The 21,419-nt window shown below is 52.5% G+C and carries 22 protein-coding genes; 9 read left to right on the forward strand and 13 right to left on the reverse strand.

All coding sequences use genetic code 11. From position 1 onward, the window contains the following. Nucleotides 1–390 precede the first annotated feature (390 nt). The 11 genes from FHR87_RS17300 to FHR87_RS17345 all read right to left on the reverse strand — a co-directional run bounded on the left by FHR87_RS17300 (nt 391) and on the right by FHR87_RS17345 (nt 10,210). Nucleotides 391–2,208 (reverse strand): VWA domain-containing protein, encoded by a 1,818-nt coding sequence (locus tag FHR87_RS17300; RefSeq protein ID WP_183168012.1) that lies wholly within the window; start codon nt 2,206–2,208, stop codon nt 391–393. An 84-nt stretch (nt 2,209–2,292) separates the two neighbouring features. Next, complete coding sequence (locus tag FHR87_RS17305) at nt 2,293–3,498, reverse strand: DUF3150 domain-containing protein (protein WP_183168013.1); 1,206 nt, start codon at nt 3,496–3,498, stop codon at nt 2,293–2,295. Between the two features lie 235 nt (nt 3,499–3,733). Then, nucleotides 3,734–4,747 (reverse strand): YqaJ viral recombinase family nuclease, encoded by a 1,014-nt coding sequence (locus tag FHR87_RS17310; RefSeq protein WP_183168015.1) that lies wholly within the window; start codon nt 4,745–4,747, stop codon nt 3,734–3,736. Between the two features lie 62 nt (nt 4,748–4,809). Next, nucleotides 4,810–5,736 carry a phage recombination protein Bet gene (bet, locus tag FHR87_RS17315; RefSeq protein WP_221189904.1) on the reverse strand — a complete coding sequence of 309 codons (927 nt, stop codon included), beginning with the start codon at nt 5,734–5,736 and terminating at the stop codon, nt 4,810–4,812. A 93-nt stretch (nt 5,737–5,829) separates the two neighbouring features. Beyond that, entirely contained in the window at nt 5,830–6,711 is an 882-nt protein-coding gene (locus FHR87_RS17320; RefSeq protein ID WP_183168017.1) for a hypothetical protein, read from the reverse strand. Nucleotides 6,712–6,723: 12 nt separating this feature from the next. Next, entirely contained in the window at nt 6,724–7,698 is a 975-nt protein-coding gene (locus FHR87_RS17325) for an AAA family ATPase (protein ID WP_183168018.1), read from the reverse strand. Nucleotides 7,699–8,062: 364 nt separating this feature from the next. Further along, nucleotides 8,063–8,200, reverse strand: a complete 138-nt coding sequence (locus FHR87_RS17330; protein ID WP_183168020.1) for a hypothetical protein — start codon at nt 8,198–8,200, stop codon at nt 8,063–8,065. Between the two features lie 448 nt (nt 8,201–8,648). Next, nucleotides 8,649–8,771: a hypothetical protein gene (locus tag FHR87_RS19520; RefSeq protein ID WP_275944095.1), complete on the reverse strand. Its 123-nt coding sequence runs from the start codon at nt 8,769–8,771 to the stop codon at nt 8,649–8,651. A gap of 32 nt (nt 8,772–8,803) precedes the next feature. Next, complete coding sequence (locus tag FHR87_RS17335; protein WP_183168022.1) at nt 8,804–9,121, reverse strand: helix-turn-helix domain-containing protein; 318 nt, start codon at nt 9,119–9,121, stop codon at nt 8,804–8,806. Further along, on the reverse strand, nt 9,099–9,488 hold the full coding sequence (locus FHR87_RS17340; RefSeq protein WP_183168023.1) for a type II toxin-antitoxin system RelE/ParE family toxin: 390 nt from the start codon (nt 9,486–9,488) through the stop codon (nt 9,099–9,101). Before FHR87_RS17340 ends, FHR87_RS17335 begins: the two co-directional genes overlap by 23 nt. 404 nt (nt 9,489–9,892) lie before the next feature. Then, entirely contained in the window at nt 9,893–10,210 is a 318-nt protein-coding gene (locus FHR87_RS17345) for a hypothetical protein (RefSeq protein ID WP_183168025.1), read from the reverse strand. Between the two features lie 294 nt (nt 10,211–10,504). On the opposite strand from FHR87_RS17345, the gene FHR87_RS17350 reads away from it, so the two are divergent. Both FHR87_RS17350 and FHR87_RS17355 read left to right on the forward strand, forming a co-directional pair. Then, complete coding sequence (locus tag FHR87_RS17350) at nt 10,505–11,170, forward strand: hypothetical protein (RefSeq protein ID WP_183168026.1); 666 nt, start codon at nt 10,505–10,507, stop codon at nt 11,168–11,170. Nucleotides 11,171–11,328: 158 nt separating this feature from the next. Beyond that, a complete protein-coding gene (locus FHR87_RS17355) occupies nt 11,329–12,198 on the forward strand; it encodes a hypothetical protein (RefSeq protein WP_183168028.1) in 870 nt (289 codons plus the stop codon). A gap of 131 nt (nt 12,199–12,329) precedes the next feature. On the opposite strand, the gene traN is transcribed toward FHR87_RS17355, so the two are convergent. Beyond that, nucleotides 12,330–15,149, reverse strand: a complete 2,820-nt coding sequence (gene traN / locus FHR87_RS17360) for a conjugal transfer mating pair stabilization protein TraN (protein WP_183168029.1) — start codon at nt 15,147–15,149, stop codon at nt 12,330–12,332. A 415-nt stretch (nt 15,150–15,564) separates the two neighbouring features. Between traN and FHR87_RS17365 the strand changes: the two genes are divergently transcribed. The 7 genes from FHR87_RS17365 to FHR87_RS17395 all read left to right on the forward strand — a co-directional run bounded on the left by FHR87_RS17365 (nt 15,565) and on the right by FHR87_RS17395 (nt 20,336). Continuing rightward, a complete protein-coding gene (locus FHR87_RS17365) occupies nt 15,565–15,972 on the forward strand; it encodes a TraR/DksA family transcriptional regulator (RefSeq protein WP_338021271.1) in 408 nt (135 codons plus the stop codon). A 99-nt stretch (nt 15,973–16,071) separates the two neighbouring features. Then, nucleotides 16,072–16,386 (forward strand): HU family DNA-binding protein, encoded by a 315-nt coding sequence (locus FHR87_RS17370; RefSeq protein WP_476693173.1) that lies wholly within the window; start codon nt 16,072–16,074, stop codon nt 16,384–16,386. Between the two features lie 466 nt (nt 16,387–16,852). After that, nucleotides 16,853–17,701 carry a TIGR04255 family protein gene (locus FHR87_RS17375; protein WP_183168032.1) on the forward strand — a complete coding sequence of 283 codons (849 nt, stop codon included), beginning with the start codon at nt 16,853–16,855 and terminating at the stop codon, nt 17,699–17,701. Beyond that, nucleotides 17,698–18,390, forward strand: a complete 693-nt coding sequence (locus FHR87_RS17380) for a helix-turn-helix domain-containing protein (RefSeq protein WP_183168034.1) — start codon at nt 17,698–17,700, stop codon at nt 18,388–18,390. The genes FHR87_RS17375 and FHR87_RS17380 overlap by 4 nt, the downstream gene beginning before the upstream one ends. 3 nt (nt 18,391–18,393) lie before the next feature. Then, complete coding sequence (locus FHR87_RS17385) at nt 18,394–19,269, forward strand: hypothetical protein (protein ID WP_183168036.1); 876 nt, start codon at nt 18,394–18,396, stop codon at nt 19,267–19,269. Nucleotides 19,270–19,695: 426 nt separating this feature from the next. Further along, nucleotides 19,696–20,049 (forward strand): type II toxin-antitoxin system RelE/ParE family toxin, encoded by a 354-nt coding sequence (locus FHR87_RS17390; RefSeq protein ID WP_221189906.1) that lies wholly within the window; start codon nt 19,696–19,698, stop codon nt 20,047–20,049. Then, nucleotides 20,046–20,336 (forward strand): helix-turn-helix domain-containing protein, encoded by a 291-nt coding sequence (locus FHR87_RS17395; RefSeq protein WP_183168039.1) that lies wholly within the window; start codon nt 20,046–20,048, stop codon nt 20,334–20,336. The genes FHR87_RS17390 and FHR87_RS17395 overlap by 4 nt, the downstream gene beginning before the upstream one ends. A gap of 68 nt (nt 20,337–20,404) precedes the next feature. Here the strand turns inward: FHR87_RS17395 and FHR87_RS17400 are convergent, their stop codons facing one another. Continuing rightward, complete coding sequence (locus FHR87_RS17400; RefSeq protein ID WP_183168041.1) at nt 20,405–21,418, reverse strand: TraU family protein; 1,014 nt, start codon at nt 21,416–21,418, stop codon at nt 20,405–20,407. Between the last annotated feature and the right edge of the window lies 1 nt (nt 21,419).

Below are 21,419 nucleotides of genomic sequence, written 5' to 3' on the forward strand. Positions count from 1 at the left end.
GACCATGATCGCGACATCAACGCGGCCCGTAATATAAAAGCCGCCGGGCTGGCGGTGTTAGCCTGTGGAGAGGCCGTAAGTCCAAGCGCTCAAGTGGCGTAAGGCAAGCCTCGCTGAAGCAGGAATCCCTGTCGTTCACGGCGGGGAGCAAGTCAATCTGGGTTTTCTCCATCCGTTCACGGAGCTCTGCCAGGTGGAGGTTGATTAACCTTTCATCAGCTTTGGCCCGAGCGCTGGCAACAGTCTCAGGCTTCTCTCTGTGCAACTTTTCAAACGTGCTTGCCATCTTGGGCATTCCTCGCGAATACGCAGGAGCCCTCCCATGCGGGAAAAGCTCCCGCATGGGATGAAAAATTAAACGGCCCTCCCCCAAGGCAAGGCCGCATGCTGTCAAACCACCGGAGCAGTCAAGGCTCGCTCCATCAGTCTGAACAGCGCTTTTTGCAGATCGGCCGCGTCTTGAATCACCACGTTCCGGCTGAACAAGCGAGTCACGGCAGAGGTTTCGATACCGATTCCGATAACTTCGACGTCGCTACGCTCACACAGGTCAATGACCTTGGTGCAGCTGACGGCGTTGTCAGGCTCCCCATCGGTAATCACGATGAGCAACTTGCGCTGCTCTCGCGTTTTGCTTAGCTCAAAGGCGCTATGCCACAGGGCTTCAGCCATGGGCGTGGTGCCCGTGGCCGAGAATACAAAGCCGCCTATGCTGCTTTGAACCCGCTCACCATGCTTCATGGCACTGAAAACCGGTGCATGGCTGTCGCCCGCAAAGAAGGTGACCGCAGGGTTTACCCCCGAGATGCCTTCCAGCGCAAGCGCCAGACTCAACGCAGATTCTCGAGCGATGTCCGCTCGTTTCTTGCCATTCGATACCCCCTTGTTCATCGAACTGCTCATATCGACGAGCACGTGGACCGCGGTATTGGGGCTGACCTTATCAGCTGATCGGCTAAACACGCGCGAGTCACCGGTCAGTACCTTCGTCAACCGGCGATGATCCACCTTCTTCCCGCGGCGTTCGGCCCGAACTGCTTTTTGCTGGCTGGCTTGCACCAGGCCAAGCAGTTGTTGCCGAAGGCGGCTGGAATGGCTTCGAACCGTTTGCAGCAGGCGATTACCGGCTTGCGGATCGTTACCGGCAGAACGCGCTTGTTTCACCGTTTGGTAACACGGGTCGCCTGCTTGGTGTGCCAACCCCTGCAACTCTCCCAGGAGTGCTGCATGGGCGTCACGAGGCAGATCGTTGCCGGTTGCCGTGAGGATTTGCTGGAGAAGCGCTGGCAGGTCTGCCTGCGCTGTTCCAGAGTGATCGTCCTGGCTGGCCGGGCAAGCCGTTGCTGGTCCTGACGAGTCAGCATCATCCTGACCTGGCTGAGCACTATCAGACGAATGCGATCCACTTTGCCCCGATGAGGCATCGTTTTTCGGACCGCCAGCATCAGCGTTTGCCTGGCCATTATCCGTTGACGGGGAGTCATTGGAACCCGATCCCGTTTGATCATCAGCTCTCCCCTGATCTTGGCCCTGTGAATGGTCTTGTGGACCCTTCTGAGGGGGCGGTGGGGGATTCTGGGCCGCTTTATCTTTTTCCTCCTCAATCATCTGGATGATCGCGGTGGCGAAGTCGGCGGCCTGCTGGGTGGATTGAGTATCCACGGCCTTGAGCAGGATAGCCTCCAGGCGAATACAGACGCCGCTGGGTAGCACCCTGTTCAGGATGGCTGACGCCGTTTGCATAAAAGGACGCAGCACGGCTTGCCCCACGCCTTCCGATTGCAGCCAATACAGACAGTAACCGGCCACCATGGAGGCTGGCGAGTCGCGGTCGGTAACCGGCTGGTAATGACCGGCCTGAACCATGTAACGCGCTGTCTCATGCAGCGTATGGGCGGTACCGGGATACAGAGCAATCATGGCCTGTTCGATGCGGCAATCTTCAATGATATTGGTCAGCATGGCATGAAGCCCTGGAGCACGGCTTACCGAAAAATCAGTAAACCGAACATGCGCGGCTTCATGGGCCAGATAGCCCCAGATCGCATCCCGGTTTCCAAAGGATTCCGGCACGTTGGGGATATTGATGCTTTTGCCGTTGGTGTAAGCCTGGTCGCCACCGAGGGTGACCTTAACCCCAAACTTTTCACCGTAGGCCGCTGCAACGATGGGCAGCGCGTTATAGAGGGTATGTCTTTTGGATTTCATGAGGTTTCTCTGTCACAAACAGGGAAACACACCTCCCCCGTGGGGGCGGTGTGCCCCCAAGGGGAATGGAAGGTTAAAGAAGGATCAGAAGAAGCCTTGATCCTCATCATCGTCCTGAGGTGGCTGAGCGGCCTCTTTAGGATCCATTACAGGTGCTGTCGCAGGAGTCGGAGCCACTGGTTCATCTGCAGTGGGGGTTACTGCTGTTTCCTTCGCAGGATTCGGCGCAACCACCTCGTCAGCCTGAAACTCGGCAAAGAACTGATCGATGTCATCCACGACATCGTTCTGCTCGTGGACCGGCTTCTGCTCGCCTACTCCAAGCTCCATGCTTTTTTGCTGCGGCGGGTCTTGAGGCGTTTGCAAAGCGAGCACGGAGGTGTTGCTCGGCGCTGCCGGTGAGCCTACCGCAAGCGGGGTCATATCCAGGGTGCGGGCAATGCCGTCCACCGAAACGCCCCCACTGGCATACAGCTGGATCTTGTCACGGTCAGCCATGATCAAGGTCGCGGCTATCACCTGGTACAGGAAGGGCGCGGTAATGAAACGCCCTGCCGCCGATTGCTTATAGCCGTCAATCGTTTCATCGAGCAGTCGAACCAGCGGATCGAAGGCCTGGTTCAGAAACGACAACCCGTCCACCTTGTCACGCAGATTCTCCAAGGTCTGCCGAGTACCAATCCCAACCTGGGTCTGGCCGGCCAGGCGTTCGTTGTAGAGCTTCGTTGCCGTCTCCACAATTTCGGCGATCAGATCATCCCCCAGGCTATTGACCTTGCGGTTCAAGCGCTGGGCGTTGCCATCATCTCCCGATACGGGTTGGATCATGAAAATCTGATACTCGAACGCAATCCGCTTCTCGACTTCGCTGCGGGGCAGCGCACCCGAACGGATGGCGCTTTCGTATTGCGGATTTTCCCTCACCCATTCGTCAACGGCCTGATGATAGCCCGCCACGAAAGCATCCTTGAGCGCGTTGTACTCACTCATAATCGAGTCGAGTCTTGCGCAAATATCGTTCACCTTGTCCACCGGTACCGCGTAACCGTTCATGAACGGCATGCCATACCGATGGAGCATGCGCCGAGCCTCCGATTTCAGCCGATGGAAACCCTTCAGCTTGGCCGGATCACAGATTTTCTTGCTACCCAGCTGGGCCAGTTTTTCGGGCGGAATTTCACCCCCGATACCTAGTTTGAAATCAGCAGCAGACAAACGGGTTTGTCCGCTCCAGATGTCGAAATCGATTTGAACGACCGACAGCGATTCCAGGTGAGTGACTTCAGTCATGGTGCGTCTCCTAAAAAGAAAGGGGCGCACCGCACCCGGAAAGGGGCGGTTTCGCCCCTTTAGGGATTGGAAAATAAATGGAAGATATTGAACGTGACGTTGCTGTTTGTTTATACAGGCCAGCTACCTTTTCAATCGCTCCCGAGGGAGTGACCAAATGCTTCTTTTCACTGATGACTCGAGGTGCCAATCACCACTGAAAAGAAAGGGCCGAAGCCCTTACCTTTCTCGAACCTTAGAAATAGTTTTGTTCGAACACGACCGGTACGTCTTCGAGCGGTGCAATGACCGCCGGTTCGACGACATGCCGAGGCATTACCGACTCGGTGGAGACCGTGACCCGGCAACGCTCTGACGATTTCGCACGATACTGCTCAACGTCTGTCGGGGTGATGTGTTGCCCGACCTCTTCAAGAAGCCTGGCGTAATCCACCTTTCCAGCCGTTTTGTATCGAGTCACCATGACCCCGCAATAATCTGCATGCAGGTATTCACCCATCAGGGTTTTCAGAGTCTCAAGGTGAGTTTTTTGCAGTTCCTCCAGCTCTTTTAACCGGTTTTTACAGGCCTGAATGTCGGCGTGAAAAAGTCGATATTGCTCAGCTGTATAGATCCATGCCTGAGCGTCTTCTCCCTTGGGGAGATAGAGGTCCAGGTCCGGATCTTTGACCGGTTCCTGCTTATTCACCACCTGCTGCCAGAACTGTTGCGCTTGCGCATACAACTCCCGCAGCAAAGCCTTGTCAGGCTCGATTTTGAAGTGGCGAATATCCCCCTCGAAGTAGAAAACCAGGTATCCGTTTCTCGATCCCGTGGCCAGCAACTGATGCTGGACCTGGGGATAGTAGAGCTGGAATGCCTCGCTGTTGGCTCCGTCAGAACAAACGGCTTTCCACACCTTTTCGCTGGGGCACTTGAGCTCAACCGGTTCTCGCTGAGTGGTAATGCCGTCCAAGGATGCCCGGATAAGAGGGTCGACCGTGGATTCGATACACACAGGAAGCAGCAGATCGCCCAGGTAATCCTCGAAAATCTGCCGTGCCAGATCTTCGCCTTCCCGCCCCTGGCGGACCAGAGGGTTCAGGCTTAGATCGACTTCACGTGCATACCCGGTCTTTTCGGCCCAGAGACGCCAGCGTGTCTTGTATTTCGAGCGTCCCAGCAGGATCGCCGCATCCGTTGCCGTGATGCCTTGAGCCCGCCAGGCCAACCATTGCTCGCTACCCTGCTCAAGGTTGACGATCTTCATAACTTCCTCGCAATACAAGCACGAGGGAACGCTTCCACGCGGAGGCAATCCCCCGCGTCGGGTTAATAAAAAGCAGGCTCGCTCTCGTCAGCACCGGGGACATCGTTAACGAAGCCCAGGCCTTCTTGATTCGATACCTGCTCAGCAGTCTGGACCGTGGTCTGCCGCTGCTGCGCTTCTTCCAGGCGATTGAGCGCGTATTCAGCCTCTGCACCCTGAAAGCGCTGATTGATATAGTGCTGGGCAGGTTCCCAGGCCATTTCCGTGGTTGCCCGATTGATCAGCTTATCCAGCAGCGGATCGATCTTGTCGTGGTTGATCTGCTGCACGGGCGCCGTGACGGGGCCAGGGCTTTCACGATCAACCACCGTAGCGCTACCCATATCGATGATGCGTTCCGCTTCATCCTGGTCGTAGATACCACTGAATCCGAACGCTACGCGGGCGCACTGAATCATCGCTTTGTGGCGATGCATCCGTTTGGGATGGCTTTGCCAGGGACCGTCAACCGTATAGAAAGCCTTGGTGTTCTTGTCCTTGACCTTGAATGGCCCTCGATAGACCTCATCGAGGTATTCACGGATGCGGATCGGTTGAGCCAGGTCCTGACGGTACATGACACACTCGATCCACTCATGGGCCGCAATCGTCGTACCGTCGGGAGTCAGGGTTGCATCCGAATAGACAAACTCCATACCCGCATACTGCGGATGTGAATTGACGATCCGAATCCAGCCATCGACGCCAATGACGGGCACGATACCGTTGTTCTTGTCGGGATATGCGTAGATCTCCCGCGTGAACGGATTGAGGTCGTACTGTTCAGCGACCACCAGCAAGACCATCATTTGCTCGTTCGTAATGGGTGAATTGTCTCGCTGCTTGAAGGCCGTCGCTTTTAGCGTCTCAAGCAGCTTTTCGCTATCGACACCAAATTTTTCCGCCAGGCGTTTAATCAGCAAGGGGCTTTTCACTTTTGCATCAGTCATGGTGTTACTCCGTAATTTGCTTGAACAAATGGAGGAGGCACCTTTCCCCAGGGGAGCATGGTGCCCCCGTGGGGTTTGTCTTGATGAAGCCGATCAGAAATAGTCGTCGTCGATATCGACGTCGAGAGACGTCAAGTCAATGACTTCAGCGACCAGTTCTAAACGAGCCGCATCTTTTCTGACCGTGATCGGATCAAAGCCGAATTCGGCCATGAGAGGTTTCAGGTCGTCGAACGTGGTGATCGACACCCGCTCGCCGGTCTCGCTGGCAAAGCCGACTTTTCCGTATCGTGACGCTCTGAGCTCCTTGTCCAAAAACCACAGGGCAAGCAGCGGCAGATGACCATGCGCCGGGATCAGCTCTCCGACAGCGGCCAGGGTGTCAGGGTTGATCGCATCGAGCCGACGTGATTCCCAGAGAATTTCATACTGATCCGGTACCCGAAAAAACAGGGAAGCCGGTAGTACCTCGTTCTCCGTAAGAAGACCCAGTCGTTGCATGGCGCCATGCATGGTTTCTCTCAGCCAACCTGCCATGAAGGTTTTTACGTGCGCTTGCATCGTAAATTCAGGGTTGAGTGGGAGCTGCCAAGTCAAGCGGGCTTGCGGAGTCTGGATCGGTACGGGTTCGTCGATAGGATCGATGGCACCGGTGAGGGTGTTTATTCGCACCTTGTCCAGAAAGAAAAAGCCCTTTTGCTCCAGCGCAGCGATGAGCGCCTTACGCACCTCTAGCACCGATTCTGGCAAAGCTGCCAGACTGGCTGCGTAGAAGGGTTTGCTCATTGCCTGCTTGAGATGCCCTTTTTGAGCGATTCGCTTAAGCCGAGTGATCAAGACCAACTGGTATTGAGCGGGTCCCGGCGAAGAGAGGACAGACAGCTGTTCCAGGGCCACCACTTGATCGTTCTCAAGAGGCAACTCCGGCGTGTTGTTGTCTGTTCTCCTGAAGCGGTGACAATCGAGAAGCATCATTGTCATCACCGCCTATGCCCACGAATCGCCAAAAACATCCTTGGCTATGCGCAGGATGGCTTCCCGGTCTTCTGGAATGGCACGAATCAGCAACGCCTGATTCAAGGCAAACTCCAGTGCGTTGGGGGCGCCCCTGAACTGAACCGTCAACTTGCACCACCGAACCAGGGTTCGCGTGGACATGGTGATGCTCAGTGGCTGGCCATCAGCAGCATTGCCGACAAACAGTTTGCGAACGTCATTGGCGATGCGAATAACCCCCTCTTTGATAGGGAGAGGAAGCTTCGGCACGGCCTTGTCCAGAATCTCTTTTTCAACGGCGGGATCGGCATAGTCCACCACAATGAAGCGGTATCGATCCATGGACGCTAGGTTCTGCATCATGATGCCTTGGTAAAGGCCCGTGGAGTCGCCGGAGCCCACAGAATTTCCCGTGACGACGATGCGGAACATGGGATGAGGCTGGATGATTTCTCCCCCATTCTGCGCGATCACCAACGGCCGCCCTTCCAGGATGTCGTTGAGACCGGCCATTTCAGCCGGATCAGCCAGATCGATCTCGTTGATGAGCAGAATATGGCCTTCGCGCATGGCAATGGCCAGCGGTCCGTACTGGAATTTCATGCTGGGCACTTCGCCTGGCGCGCTGGCGGTTAGGGCATGAAAGCCCACCAGATCGGCCAACTCCAATCGGGCATTAGCCGTGATTTGCTGGACCGGCCAATTCAGTCTGGCTGCCATCTGCGTAATGCCGGAGGTTTTACCGGAGCCGGTAGGCCCGGTAATAAACAAGCCGTCACCTCCTGGGTTTTGCAGAAAGTTACGCACATCCCGGATGAAATCCTTGCGGAATCGGTAAGCCGGATCCTTTTTTGGAATATACGGGTTGGTGTCGTCGACATACCCGGTGATCTGTACCGCATCAGGAATTTCGCTGAGATCAAACAGCGTATTGAGCTGAAAACGGGCGTACGGTGAAGTGTGCATGGTGCGTCTCCTGAAAAACAAAGGGGCGCACCGCACCCGGAAAGGGGCAGTTTCGCCCCTTTAGGGATTGGAAAATAAATGGAGGATATTGAACGTGACGTTGCTGTTTGTTTATGCAGGCCAGCTACCTTTTCAATCGCTCCCGAGGGAGTGACCAAAGTCTCTCTACGCTTTCCAAGTGGTCATAGGGTCTATGGCAGCTTGGAAAACGCAGGTCAGGATAACTCCTTGCGCTCCTGCCAAGGCTGAATTTCAGCCGGCCCTAAAGCTTGAGAGGGGGGAGGCCTAAGTGTTCCTTGTTTTTGGCATCTTCCTCGTCCGCCTTGCGGAAAACGAGGAAGGTGCCTAAACAGTGCCAAATGGCTCAGTGAGCCTTGGCTTTAGTCTTGGCTTCGTGCTTCTTGTCGAAATAATCAGCAATTTTGTAGCCAACAATTCCAACGAGAGCTAAAAATCCAATCACACTCGTAACAGAATAAACTAGTAATTCTGCCTGACTCATAGCAGTCTCCTTATGGATTTTTCGCGTCGATAACTAAGGATAGCATCAGATCGGTGCTCATCATGGCCAGCCCCAAAATCAGGCAAAACATCACGATAAACATGTCTATGCTCGGGGTCACGATCGAAATGAATGCAGCCGCTAATAGGCTACAATCCACCCCCATCAGAGCATCCTTTAGCCAATTCACGAGAGTTGTCTTGTACAACGTTTTCTCCTCGAAAAAGAGTGTCGAGGAGTCCCAAACGGGATTCCCCGTCAGGGTTTAGGCTTCGCCTTGAAGCAGGCGGTGGATCAAATCGCTTGGTGCGCCTTGATCAATATCGCGGGCTGAGTTTCAGTCGGCCCTAAAGCTTGAGAGGGGGAGGCCTAAGTGCTCCTTGTTTTTGGCATCTTTCTCGTCCACCTTGCGGAAAACGAGGAAGGTGCCTAAACAGTGCCAAATGGCTCAGTGAGCCTTGGCTTTAAGCTTGGCTTCGTGCTTTTTGTCGAGGTGACTGGCTACAAAGTAGCCAATGATGCCAACGATCGTCAAAGAGCCGATGACAGTCAAAACTGCATAAACGAGCATTTCTTCTTCTGTCCAGTTGATAGGTCAGTTTCTTATGCAATGGCTTGAATGCCATTTTTCTGAATCACGGTCAGCAGGCGTAGCGCTGGACCTCCCGGCTTCTTGATACCTCGCTCCCAGTCTGAAATGAGGTTTTTACTCACGTTCAGATAGCGGGCGAAGACTGGCTGGGACAGATGCTCGCGTTGTCGCAGAGCACGGATTTCATCAGGCGATAAGACCTGAATCGGGGTAAGACAGGCATCATTAAACTCGCGCATGGTCTGCTTATCGACCGCGCCGATTTCATGCAACGCCTCCATCGTTTCATGGATTGCTGCAAGAGCATCACTTCGGTATTTTTTGGTCATTTTTATGGACCTCCAAAAACTGGCCTTTGCCGATCAAATCGGCTAACTGCTTGTCAGACAATCCAAAAACATAAGCTGCCACTCTTTTAAAGAGTAGCTCTTCATCGTCCTCGATATTGTCGCAGGCGTTTTTGGCAAAGCCATAGACGAAGAAAGCTCGTTTTGCCGATCGATATAAAATAATCGTTCGAAACCCACCAGACTTGCCTTGTCCTTTTCTGGCTATGCGTTGCTTGATCACACCGCTGCCAAGGTCGGCATCGATTTGACCTTTTTCTGCTCGCTTGATGGCCTCTAACAAAGTCTCATCAGGAATATGCTGTTTTCGAGCAAAACGCTCGAACCATGCATTTTTGAAGATCCTCATAAGGTGGCCTTGTTGTTTATCAGGCCAGAAAGCATCACGCAAAGTATGATAGAAATAGATGCTCTACCATATGATTTTCTTTGATATTCCGACATTAATTTCTCCTCGAATTGACGAGGAGTCCCAAACGGGATTCCCCGTCAGGGTTTAGGATTCGCCTTGAAGCAGGCGGTGGATCAAATCGCTTGGTGCGCCTTGATCAATATTGTGGTTTGAGACTGTCGAGCCGTTTCCAAGCCGATATCAAACGCTACACAGCCCAGTTGAATGCCAGCAGCACCCAGGGCCATCAACAGGATGAGGGTTTTCAAAGGATTGATTCTCTAGCTACAGGCGGAGAATCTACCCGGCAGGAAGGCTCCCCGCGTGGGTGAATGAACTACAGCGACGACACTATCAGCAGGTCACCATACCAGCTGCTTTCCCTTACGCAGGTAAGCCGGCTCGTCGTACTCTGACCAATTGGTCTCGTGAAATACCACACGATCAACCGATTGCTCGTGTGCGGTATTCGCAACCGACACATCCGTAGAGGCGTCAGTGCAAGGCTTTATGACGGCCTCATCAAGATCGGCAATGTCGGTCTCGTTGGAGGTGGCAGGCCGTGCCGTTTCTTCTACGGTGGCTTTTTTGTCTTTCCACTTTTTGATCAGGTAGCAAACTGCCAGGTACAGAGTGGACACAAAAACAGCACACAAAACGACAAAAATTACAAGATACATGGGTAAGCTCCTTGAGATCGGGAGCTATCCCCAGAATCGGGATTACTCCCGATAGGGTGGTGTTGCCATACGGCAAAAATAATTTGCTGTTTGTTTGCGACGGCCAGCTACCGTACGTTTTATCGCCAGGGCGATAAATGAGTCTTAACTATAACGAAGACTTTTCGAGCTGTACAAGTGGCATTTTGCTATTTCCGCTCAAGTTGCCCTTTTTGGGCAACTCCGCGTGCCTGTTTTTTGAGGGCTTGGCTCTATCCTTTCAAGGCATTTATTAGCTATCAGAAAGGATCAAAAATGGAAAATATTGAAGCCGAAAAACCCGTCAATCCTGCTCGCCAAGAGCTGTCCCGCCCGGTATTCACCCAGAAACTCACCGTCAACAGTCTCCAGGCACAGCGTGTGGTCGAGAGAAGCTTTAGTCGTGTCTCGCGGTCGCTTTTCTCGCTGGAAGTGATTTTACGAATCATCGGTCGCAAAGATGCCATCGATGAAGTGGAAAAGGTCATTACCAGTAGTATCAAGACGGTTGCCGATGATCTGGATAAAACGCAGACGCAGCTCAAAACCATCATGGATTCCAACGGCATTGATAGCGTGCCGGCCTATACCAATCCGCAGATCGTCGAGTTCGAGATTTTTTCGCCAAAGACCGTCCAGTTCATCCGCTTGATCACCAAGCTCGACACCCTGATGGGGTATGTCGACACCTTATGGATGAACAGCGAACTGGACAACGTACAGCGGGCGACACTGACCTACGAGTGGCAACAGCGCCTGAATCGCCTGGCGGCCCGCATTATCGGCATCGAAAAACATGCGCGCATTGCCGCTTACAAGGAAGGCAAGCAGCAGGAGGTCGATGCGCAAGCGCCGGCACAGACTGAAGATGTTGAACTGGATGAGGCATCGGAAGCTGGTGACACTCCTCTGGCTACTTTGCACGCGGAAACTGAAGCTTGATTCTGGCTGACCTTCCTTAAATCCAAAAGTGACATACAGACCCCTCTATGTGAGGGGTCTTTTCTTGGGGTTCGGGAAGTGCGATGTAACATACCCTTGATAGCAAACTGCTATTTGAAAAAGCCCCCTTGAATTACCCGAAGGAATCGCGTTCAAGCATGAAACAACTGTCCAAAACTCTTCTCGCCAGCTTGGGAATAATGATTCTAACGGGCTGTGCAACGACTGCTCCGGAACCCCAGCCCTACGATCCGACTAAAAGCCGGGCGTTGAATCTGGCCTATGCAGCGGGTCTTGATCGTTTGACCGATCAAGAGATACCCAAAGAGCAGGGACAACACATCACGGACTCGTTGGCCTACAACGCACTTTGGGCTCATACCAATTTCGTTTCTCCGGCCCCTGGTTTTTCCAGCTTCGGTGCTGGAGCGCTCAGCGTTGCCGGTTGGTTGTTTGCTCCGAAAGAAAAAGAGGCTCGCAATAGCTTGGTCGCCTGGATGCCGAAAACGATGGCTCGCACGCCAGAAGAGGCAGAGGATAAGATGCTAGATATCGTAAAAGAGGCTATCGATAAAGGGTTAACTGATCTTGGGGTAGATTTTTATTTCCTCTATAAAACAAGAAAATCTATATCTGCAGTAAGTTTTTTAATTAATGATGCTGCCTATGGCTGCCCACAAGTAAAGCCTGAAGATAGTATCCTTAATATATGCGGGGTAACTTTTATTGTAAGAGAGCCGCTAATTGGTAAAACTTCAACAGTTGTCAGCGAACATGAATACCCAACCTATTTTTTTGACCCTAGGCCAGATGTCAAATATTCAAAAATATTTATTGAGCAAACTGCTAACAGTAAACTTCCTGAGCAATCAATTTATGCTGCTATCAGCAAGCATTTACCCAAATGGGTTCTGCTATATTTAGCGGCTAATGAAGTAAAGCAGAAAGATGCTTCAAAGATTCCTTTCCCCTATATCCTTCAACAAGGAAAAGCAGAGTTATTTATAAAACCTGCGGCTATGCATTAGCAACAATAGAAGATGGGGTGAGCAGCTATGCTATGTACACTTCCTATCTCATCCTAGTCATCCGAGTCGGCTTATTGAATAGGTAAATGGTTCGGCAGCCAGCTTTTAACTGCCGAACCATTTTCAGAGCTCTACGGCAACGGCGCACCTGTGGCTGGCCGGTAGTTGATCGAGTTCTCGAAACGGGATTCATCCACACGAGAATCCTGCAGGCGCTGAATAGCCCGCTCCTCCGCATTGGCCCGATTGCCAAGGTTCAAGCCGTTGCCTGCTCCCGTTAGCGTATCGAGATCGACATTGCCAGCGTTGGGAAACAGCCCATTCTGAGTCAGCAGGCCCACCCATTCGTCCAAATCAATTTTGGTCCAATCAATTTGAGCGACTTGATCCATGGTCAGGCCGCCGCATTCTGGATGTTTAGCACTTCCAAAGTCCTGGCCGAGCTGAGGCCCTGCCTGCTCCTGGATAATGCGCGAGAGCGGTGAGGAAAAACAGCAATAGGATTCGCGCTTTTCAATGCATACGCCCAAAATCTCTTGAGCACAGTAGGAACCGACATAGCTGCATTTCTTGAGTTTGCGATCCACGTTGAGTTTCAGCTCATCCGCCGTGCAGGCATAAATCGTCTGGATCACGAGCATGGACACGGTATAGGCCGTATAAATTGCGCTTACTGTCGAAAGAACGCTGACAGCTTGGTTCACGATCGTATTAGCCATATCTTCTGCGGCACTTTGTGCCGTTTTGGCTGCTGCTTCCGCCCCTGCTGCGCCAGCGCCTGATTCATAGCCCACGCTTTTCAGCGCCTCGAGCGTAATTGCCTTAGCCTTGTTCTCCAGAGATTGAATAATTCCATTATAGGTTTGAGAGACCGTATCCACTGCCCCGCTTATATTGTCCGCATAGTTGGCGAAGGGCTGTTTGAGTTGATCCCAACCCTGAGTAATAGGGTCACGCAATAACTGGTAAGAGCTTCTAATGGAGTTAGTCTGATCAAGACTCATAATGGCTGTATCGAGTTTCGGCATAGCCATGATCATGGTCAGATAATCGGCAAAACTTACGTTGTCCGGCTTTTGGCAGCAGTTCACTACTCCCCCAACCGCCTTTTTGCATTCGCCGTCGTTGCCCTTAAAAATGGTGCATTCCTCAACATCCGAACCTGTCGGATTACCATTGGCATCCTGGCCGGTACACGCCATGTCCGAGGCCATGAACTGGGCTGCATTCAGTAAGGCGGCCGCCCTGGTAAACTCGGTATTTTGCGCTTGGCTTATATCCAGACAGTCACCGCCCATACAGCGGATAGGACCACCACAGTTGTAGGTAGCCGTTTTTTGGATGGTGGCGGTATTGACATCCGAACCACAGTCGTAGGTGTTATCGAATACATAGCAGGTGCCCTGTGATCCCTGGGCTCCCTCGACACATTTGGAACTGATGAATCCACACTGCGGATTGGCCTCGAGCGCTTCGCAGCTACTCAGCTGTTCACCCTGATTAGTGGGACACTGCTGATTGCCGTTTGCATCGGTATAACAGCCCATCGATCCTATGTTGTAATTGCATTGCAGTGAGGATACGTGGACCTTTAACGCCAGCTTGGACACATTCGGAATCGGCGGCGCTTGCAGTTTCGTGTAGATCGGATCGCCAGGACAAACATTGAAACCAGACAGGTTGATACAGTCGTTCTCCGAACCTACCGTTTGCGTATAGCTTCCTGAGCAAAACTCTTCCAGGCTGGATTTGGCCGCCTCCAGGCAGGCCTGCGGCTTCCAGCTATCTTCAACGATCGTCAGAAACTGCGCCGCTTTATAAAGGCCTGTGGCGGAAAAATTGTCGGCGATAGGCGTTCCCAGTGCCTGAACGCCGGCGTTATTGTGAAAAATAAATACCTTGAAGCCAAGCGCGTCCAGTCTGGCACGCAACGCACTGACGTTTCCGTTCGGATTGTCCTTGTTTCCAATAATAACGATGACTTTTTCAACATTATCTCGCCATGCGAAATGATCAATCGAAAAGTTTGTCGCATCGACATTATAAGTGTCGCCATGATTGAGCTTTATATGATTAACCCAGGATGTGAAAGCACTGATGGACGAAGATAAATTGATATTGTCTGTCAGGTATTGATTACCCCTGGTAACTGCGCCCCCCAGGCGTAAATTGCCGCCATTGTTTTCACCGAGTAACCGAGCCAGATCGCCGATAGAGGTTTTTAACGCATCAATGGCCTCGTCCATCGAGTTGGAGTTATCGACCAGGAATACCATGTCGGCAGGCTCGGCCTTGATCACGATTTCATGAGAAATATCGCAATCTCCTGCCGGCTTATTTAATTGTTCGCAATGTTCATATTCTGGAACGTGTTCTGTGTGTACAGCATCATTAAAAGTTGATTCGGTAGTGCAGTCGCCGAAGTTTTTCGCGATGAGATCCATTTCCTCATAGATAGTATTGCTTTGATTCAACATCGGATCATTGGCAAAGTTTGGTCGTGACCTCTTGGCAGCATCCAGCAGCACTTTGTACGCCGCCCCGCTGATAGAGGGATTGGCGCTGTTGGCGTCCTGATAAAGGATTTCCTGGGCATTGGCCCCCTTCTCATCCATGGTTGTGCCTGAATCGTACATCTCACGCGAATCATTGACGTTGGGTGGCAAGGTATCAGGGAAGTATTTCGACATGACATCCTGGTCGGACATGGGAGCGCTCGTTCCGGGAAACAGATCGTTGATGTTGAGGGGAGCGAGCCCGGAGCCGAGATTCAGATTCCCTCCGCTCACGCTAGGCTGGGAGTTTTTCATCTGCTCTTGGAGCGTTTTTCCATAGTGTTGAGCTTGTCGCCCAATATCGGCCATTTCGTCAGCGATCGCCTGAAAGGGCATCGCCGTGATGGTGACGATCAACGTCCGTGCGACAAGGCGCATAAGTGCGGATTCGCGCATTTTATTACTACCCAAAAAGCCAACAGCATAGGGCTTAATCCTAAAAAAACTGGCACGCGGAGTTGCCCAAAAAGGGCAACTTGAGCGGAAAGTTTTATGGCTATTGAGGTGGGTGCTTTTGTATCGCCATCAGACTGTTTTTTGCTTGCGTGTAGAAGCCGGTTGCGGCGTTTTTGATCAAGCTTATAGGTATCTTCCGAGTAGCGATGTTTCGCACCATTAATCAGGAACCACGGCGCGGGCGGGACATAGGGAGCCACTACGAAGAAGACGCTGCGTGCGTTGAGGCTAGAACCGGCTCAGGTGAGTCACCATGGCAATTGAACGAGCAATTGACGTTGAGCAGTGGCGATCTGGCTTTTTTGTGGCCAGACTTTGAGTCTTAAAGTGGTCGTATTTTGAAAGAGGATTGAGAGTGCTTACTGAAAATGAATTGCTGGCGCAGACGGATTCGGACTACATGAACGCTGAACAGCAGGCCTTCTTCAAGAAGCTCTTGGAGGAAAAGACGCGGCGAGTGCAGCAACGGCTGGTGGAGAACCAGGAGGCCTGTCGGATAGAGCGGCAGCCAGACGATACCGACTTCGCTACTACCGAAGAACAGCGTTCAATGGCACTCAGTATGATCGACCGTGACCGAGTGGAATTGAAGCGAATCAACAATGCCCTCGAAATAATCGAGTCTGGCGACTATGGCTTCTGCCTCGAAACGGGCGACCCCATTGGAATCAAACGATTGTTGCTGGTGCCTGAGTCCCTGTATAGCGTTGAGACGATGCGTATCCGGGAAGCAAAAGATGCCCACCAAGCCAAGGTTAGCTGATGAGAACACCGCCTAAGTTGCTCAATACGAGGGAAAGGCTGATGGCTTTTCTCTTTCAGCTATCCAGCGCACAGCAGCAATCCTGCCAAAGCGATTACTATCGCGCCCCCTTTCCGCAACAGGTCAAACGAGTCATTCAATATGAACAAAGCTGAACTGATAGCCAGCATCTCGGAACAAGCTGATATTCCCAAAACCATCACAACCAAAGCATTCGATGCCTTGATCAAGACAATCACTGCCGAGCTGAAGGCTGGGCATGATGTCACACTGGTTGGCTTTGGTACTTTTTCGGTGAAAGAGCGCGCCGCCCGCACGGGCCGCCATCCGAGGACAGGCGAAGAGCTCGCGATTGCTGCTGCCAAACTACCGGGATTTAAGCCGGGAAAAGCGTTGAAGGATGCGTTGAATTGAAGACCCGGACTGAGCTGAACACCACCGGCACAGAACGACCCGAAGCAGCCGATCGCGACAGGCAATAACCGGCCAGAAATGGACGGTCGCTCCATGAGGGAACATAAATCGTCCCCTTTTCGGTCGCTGCAACCAACACTCGACCAGGTTGTCGTAGCCTACCAAGCAGCGGCCGTCACCCAGAGCACCGAGAGGGCCTTTCGTCAGTTCATGGCCATCTGGCGACTGGAACTGAGGGCGAGTAAGCGACCCACAGCGATTTGGCGTTCCGGCCAGAGATGATCTGTCCGAAGGGCTTGACCGGGACGCACCCCCTCTTGGCTCAGCTGCAGGCAACTATCCCCTAGAGACGGCCGGCCATCACAGATGTGAAGCCTTCTGAATTTGTGCTATACAAAATCTGTCAAACAGGATGTCAAATCAGGTAGAGTGCGCGTCCAAGCATGCTGCCCCCATGGAGAGACCGATGGCTGATCGTGCAGGCGTTCTGCCCAACGCCCCCCTGGTCTACACATTGAGCGTAGTCAGGTTTTCACCCCTTCTTAAGCTCTCGAAGCTTATAGCGGACATCCAACACGAGCTGAGAGAGTACTTGCCTGAATATTTTCAGATGGCAAAGGCTCTGACTCCAATGCAACCTGCGACAGAACCGAACTCTTGGGCTTTCTTAGATCGCGAACTGAAATACGCTTGTGTTTTGAGCAATGATTATATGTTGCTCCAAAGCATCGCCTACCTACACTTTGATCAGCATTGCAACTTGTTCAAGAAGTGCCTAGAAGCAGTAATACACCAAGCAGGCGAGCTAGATGTAATCGGCATCGGGATGAGATATGTAGACAGAATTGAGCCTAGAGAAGGAGAAACTCTAAGCTCTTATCTGCCCGCAGCACTCCTTCCCCTTGACAACGAATTAATTTCAAAACTGAAAGACGATAGAGCTGTTGACCCTATAGGAGTGGCAACTTCGACTTATCACTTCAACCCAGAATTCCTCCATGTCAGATGCTGGCGCCAACCTGGAATGTGGGTTCCAGAAGACTTGATTGAGCCAGCAATGGTATTTGAGATAGCAAAACAATCTCGCCAGCCTCCCAGTCCGCACCGACTTACAGGCTCGCCATTGGCGTTTAACCAAACCAGCAATATTGGCGCACTTTTGGACATCGATGCATATTGGCCACTAGCGACAACTGAGCGATTAAAAGTTAAGGAGATAGCTGCTCGGCTCGATCGTCTGCACTCTATGGCCAATTCTGCCTTTAGAAGCGTAGCAACTGAACACGCTTTTAATATATGGAGTGAAAAGCCATGACCTACGAAATGACCAATTATCTAGCATCTCGCCCCCAGCTTACATCTACACCGATTGTGAGCATGCGCCAAGCCTGGGAGAAGCCAGAGCAAAACCACAAGGCAGCCAACAGCACTGCAAGCCCTTGGTTAATCCAACCGTTAATGGCTGCACTCATTGCAGTTTTACCGATATCTGCCGGCGCTCAGCAGGTGGATCTTTCGGTACTACCCGTTAGCTCTGGCCACATAAAGAAAAGAGACTCAGTAATAGTTTGGACTCCAGTTAATAAGGAAAAAGACATTGCTGAGCCAGAGATAATATCTGGACTAATTGAAAATCTGCGCAAAGGTTTCGGCTTGTCCGATAGCTCTCTCGCAGAGATATTCGGTGTCTCTCGTCAAACCATCTATAATTGGCGAACCAAGAAGACCCTCACTGACCACCCAGAGAGAATAAGCGCCTTGGCTGACAGCTTGGCCAATGTGAGCAAAGAAGATGCGCCTTACCTTCGTAGAACATTGTTTTATCCTTCACACGAAGGGTGCCTCCTTCAAGACGTCCTCAGCGATGAAGGTTGGATATCTAAAGGGGCAGAAGGCGTTCACAACCTAGTAGCCGAACTTGCCCAGAAAGCTGCGCAGCTAAGAGCCAGAGACGAAAAGACCATCTCAAGGCTGGAGATGTTTAGCAAAAAGCAGGCAGGCTGATAAATGACAACGGATGTCGACCATGCAGCAACTGTTAAGAAAATCAGCGAGCAAGGCTGGCTGCAAGGTCATATTGTTCCCGGAGACGCATTAAATCCATATATTCAAGAAGGGCTGGTCGATTCGCTGCTTGGTGGAAAAAACCCAACCTATTGGATACTTATCTCTCATTCATGCACTGTGCACGCAAGAAACTACGACGACGCACCTGTAGTGGAGTGGATCGCTTGCAATTTTAAGCGCGGCAAAATATTCGGGAAATACCTGAATGCTAATAATCCACGCCGCCTGCAACTGCCGATTGAAGACAGGCGATATCTAGAGCTACGTATCGAAAGACGTATCTGGACACCTCGACTCGCTCTAATTGATCTTCAACGAAATCAGGAAGCCACCTTAGACGCGGAGCAGTTGGAAACCCTGATATTTTGGCTGTCACATAGTTACAACAGAATTGCCATGCCTGACAGACTTGTAGATAGACTTCGCTTTCAAGATGAGGCCTCTGGTAACTATGTTGGCTTAGGCGTACAACTTGATAAGTTTCTCGATGAGCATTCTTTACGTTTAAAAAGTGCCTGGGTATCATTCAACCCTAAGCATGAAATTGATACTCCGGAAGAGCCATACACTCTGGCCTTTCGCTTTTTAGTGAAAAACCGTCACATCCGCGAGCTTGAAGAGCTTAACCAATTGCTCCAAGAAGCGATTAAGGAAGCTCCTGCTCTTGAGCCAGGCTTAGTTCTTGACGACATAACAGTCACCCCAATGTACGACTTCACAATGCTAGATGTTGAAGATTTTACCCATTACAACTCAAGCGACTGGCTGAGCTTGGGAGAAGAAGATACCGAAAGCGAGGATGATACAAACGAATAACACCTCGCCGACAAACCTCTACTCCATTACGTAGCGTCTGAAATACAGCGGCCGCAAAAACTGAGTGCAACACCTGACCGTTTCGGTAAGGTGTTGCCATGTCTTATCACGAACTCAGCGTTGTAGAGCGCGCCACGATCCAAGGGCTGCATTGGGTAAAGAAGCGGCCTGTCGTGAAGGGCGGCTTTTGGCCGGTCTTTGCCTGTTGCGGCAGGTCGGTTAAGAATGCGGCACCTTAGTCAGTGCGCACGGCTTCTAGCTCGATTCAGGATGAAACTCTATTTGTAAAGATGAATTCCACCGCTTTGCTGCGGAGCCTAGGGAACGTTTTCCTGTTGCCGTAGAGGGAAGAGCGATTTTGTGGTAATAGGCCGAACTTATCGGTTTCGATAAGATTCGCTTGCGGTACTTATCGAAACCGATAAAATGAATTCAATAAACAAGGCCCACCCGATGAAAGCCATTGAATTCCTCGCCGACTCCCTCGACCGCCTGCGCGACTTTCCGGCCGACGCCCGTCGCGAGGCTGGCTTTCAACTGGACAATGTCCAGAATGGCATCGAGCCGGCTGGCTGGAAGCCCATGAGGACCGTGGGCTCTGGCGTACGAGAGATCCGCCTCCGTGAGGCCTCGGGGGCGTTCCGCGTGATCTATCTGGCCACGCTACCGGATGCTGTCTATGTACTGCACTGCTTCCAGAAGAAGACCCAGGCCACGTCGAAGGCTGATATCGATCTGGCGGCCGCTCGTCTTCGCGACCTACTGAGGGATAGAAAATGACTGAGCAACAACAACGCTTCGCCAGCGTCTGGGATGCCATTGAGGACACTCCGGCTGAGGCTGAAAACATGAAATTGCGCTCCTCCCTGATGCGCGCTATCACCGAGCAAGCCGCCGCCTGGCCGGGCATCGACACCGAGAAGGCCCGCCGTCTCGGTATCACTGGACCGCGCTTCTCCAATCTCAAGCTTGGCAAGATCAACGCCTTCAGCCTCGATGCCTTGGTGGCAATCGCAGTGGCGGCCGGGCTGTCGGTTGAGTTGTCAATCACTGGTCACGCGGCTTAGAGAGGCCACCGTGTGGTCTTCAGCCTAAGCCTGCCGGAAAACCCTAAAACGACAGGCTCTGTGCGAACCTACCTCGCACAACAGTCCTTCCAGCGCCAGATGGTGTAGACCGGATCTTGGCCAACCGCCGGGATGGTGCGCGCAATCCCCCAGGTCAGGAGTGATTCCCCGATAACGTGCGAGGAGTTTGTTTCCGGTACCGGATACAGCAAGGTGAATTTGTACTGGGTTTTCGGCAGGGTGAATTTGAACTCACCGCCACACATGGCCGTGCTGCCCATCGTCCCCCTGGCCAATCCTCGCCGGTGTAACGCTGCCAGCACTCGCGTCGTCAGCAGACTGGAGTCGCGCAGGACGCCATTGCCGCCATTGTGATGGCCACTCAGGGGGTAGATCGATCCCCAGGAACCGGCACACCAGAACAACTGCTTGATCGGAGCCCCGGCACTGGAGGACACCGCATCGGGAGTACAGGCCAGTGCGGCCGCCGGATTGGCTACCACTGCCGCTTCCGGGTTGGTGAAAAAGGCCAGCTCATCGTTATTCCAGGTCGGGTCCACTTCCGAAAGGTACATCAGGTCGAAATCGTGATAGCCGTCTGGATTGCAACCGCTCGTGGCGTACAGATCGAGCATGGTCAGCAGCGGAAAGGCGTAGTAGTGGTAGTGCATGAAGCTGCCGTCCCCGCCATCATAGACGGCATCGCCATGATGCCCCTGGAACAGACGGTTGAACGGGAACCGAACGCCATTGAGGGCGGAGGCGCAACCGGGCACCCGCTGAAATTCGACCAGGCGAGCGGGCTCCCACATGGAGGTTGTCACGCCAGGGCGCGGAACCCCGAGGTTGTCCGTGCAAAAACATAACGGGGTACTGACCGCTTCATCGGGCATCGTTCCGCCCGGGCCACTGATCGGTACTCCGGCTACCCGCAAAGGAAAAATGCAGGACCAGCAGATATCGGTGATGAGCTTCGGCCCGATCACCTCCGCGTTATGGCACCCCGGATCGCTCGCGTGAACGGCGGCGGCCGAGCCGATCAAGGCAGTGGCGGCGAGGATCTTTATCACGTGTTTCAACATG

The sequence above is a fragment of the Azomonas macrocytogenes genome, assembly GCF_014191985.1.
GTDB classification, from domain to species: domain Bacteria; phylum Pseudomonadota; class Gammaproteobacteria; order Pseudomonadales; family Pseudomonadaceae; genus Azomonas; species Azomonas macrocytogenes.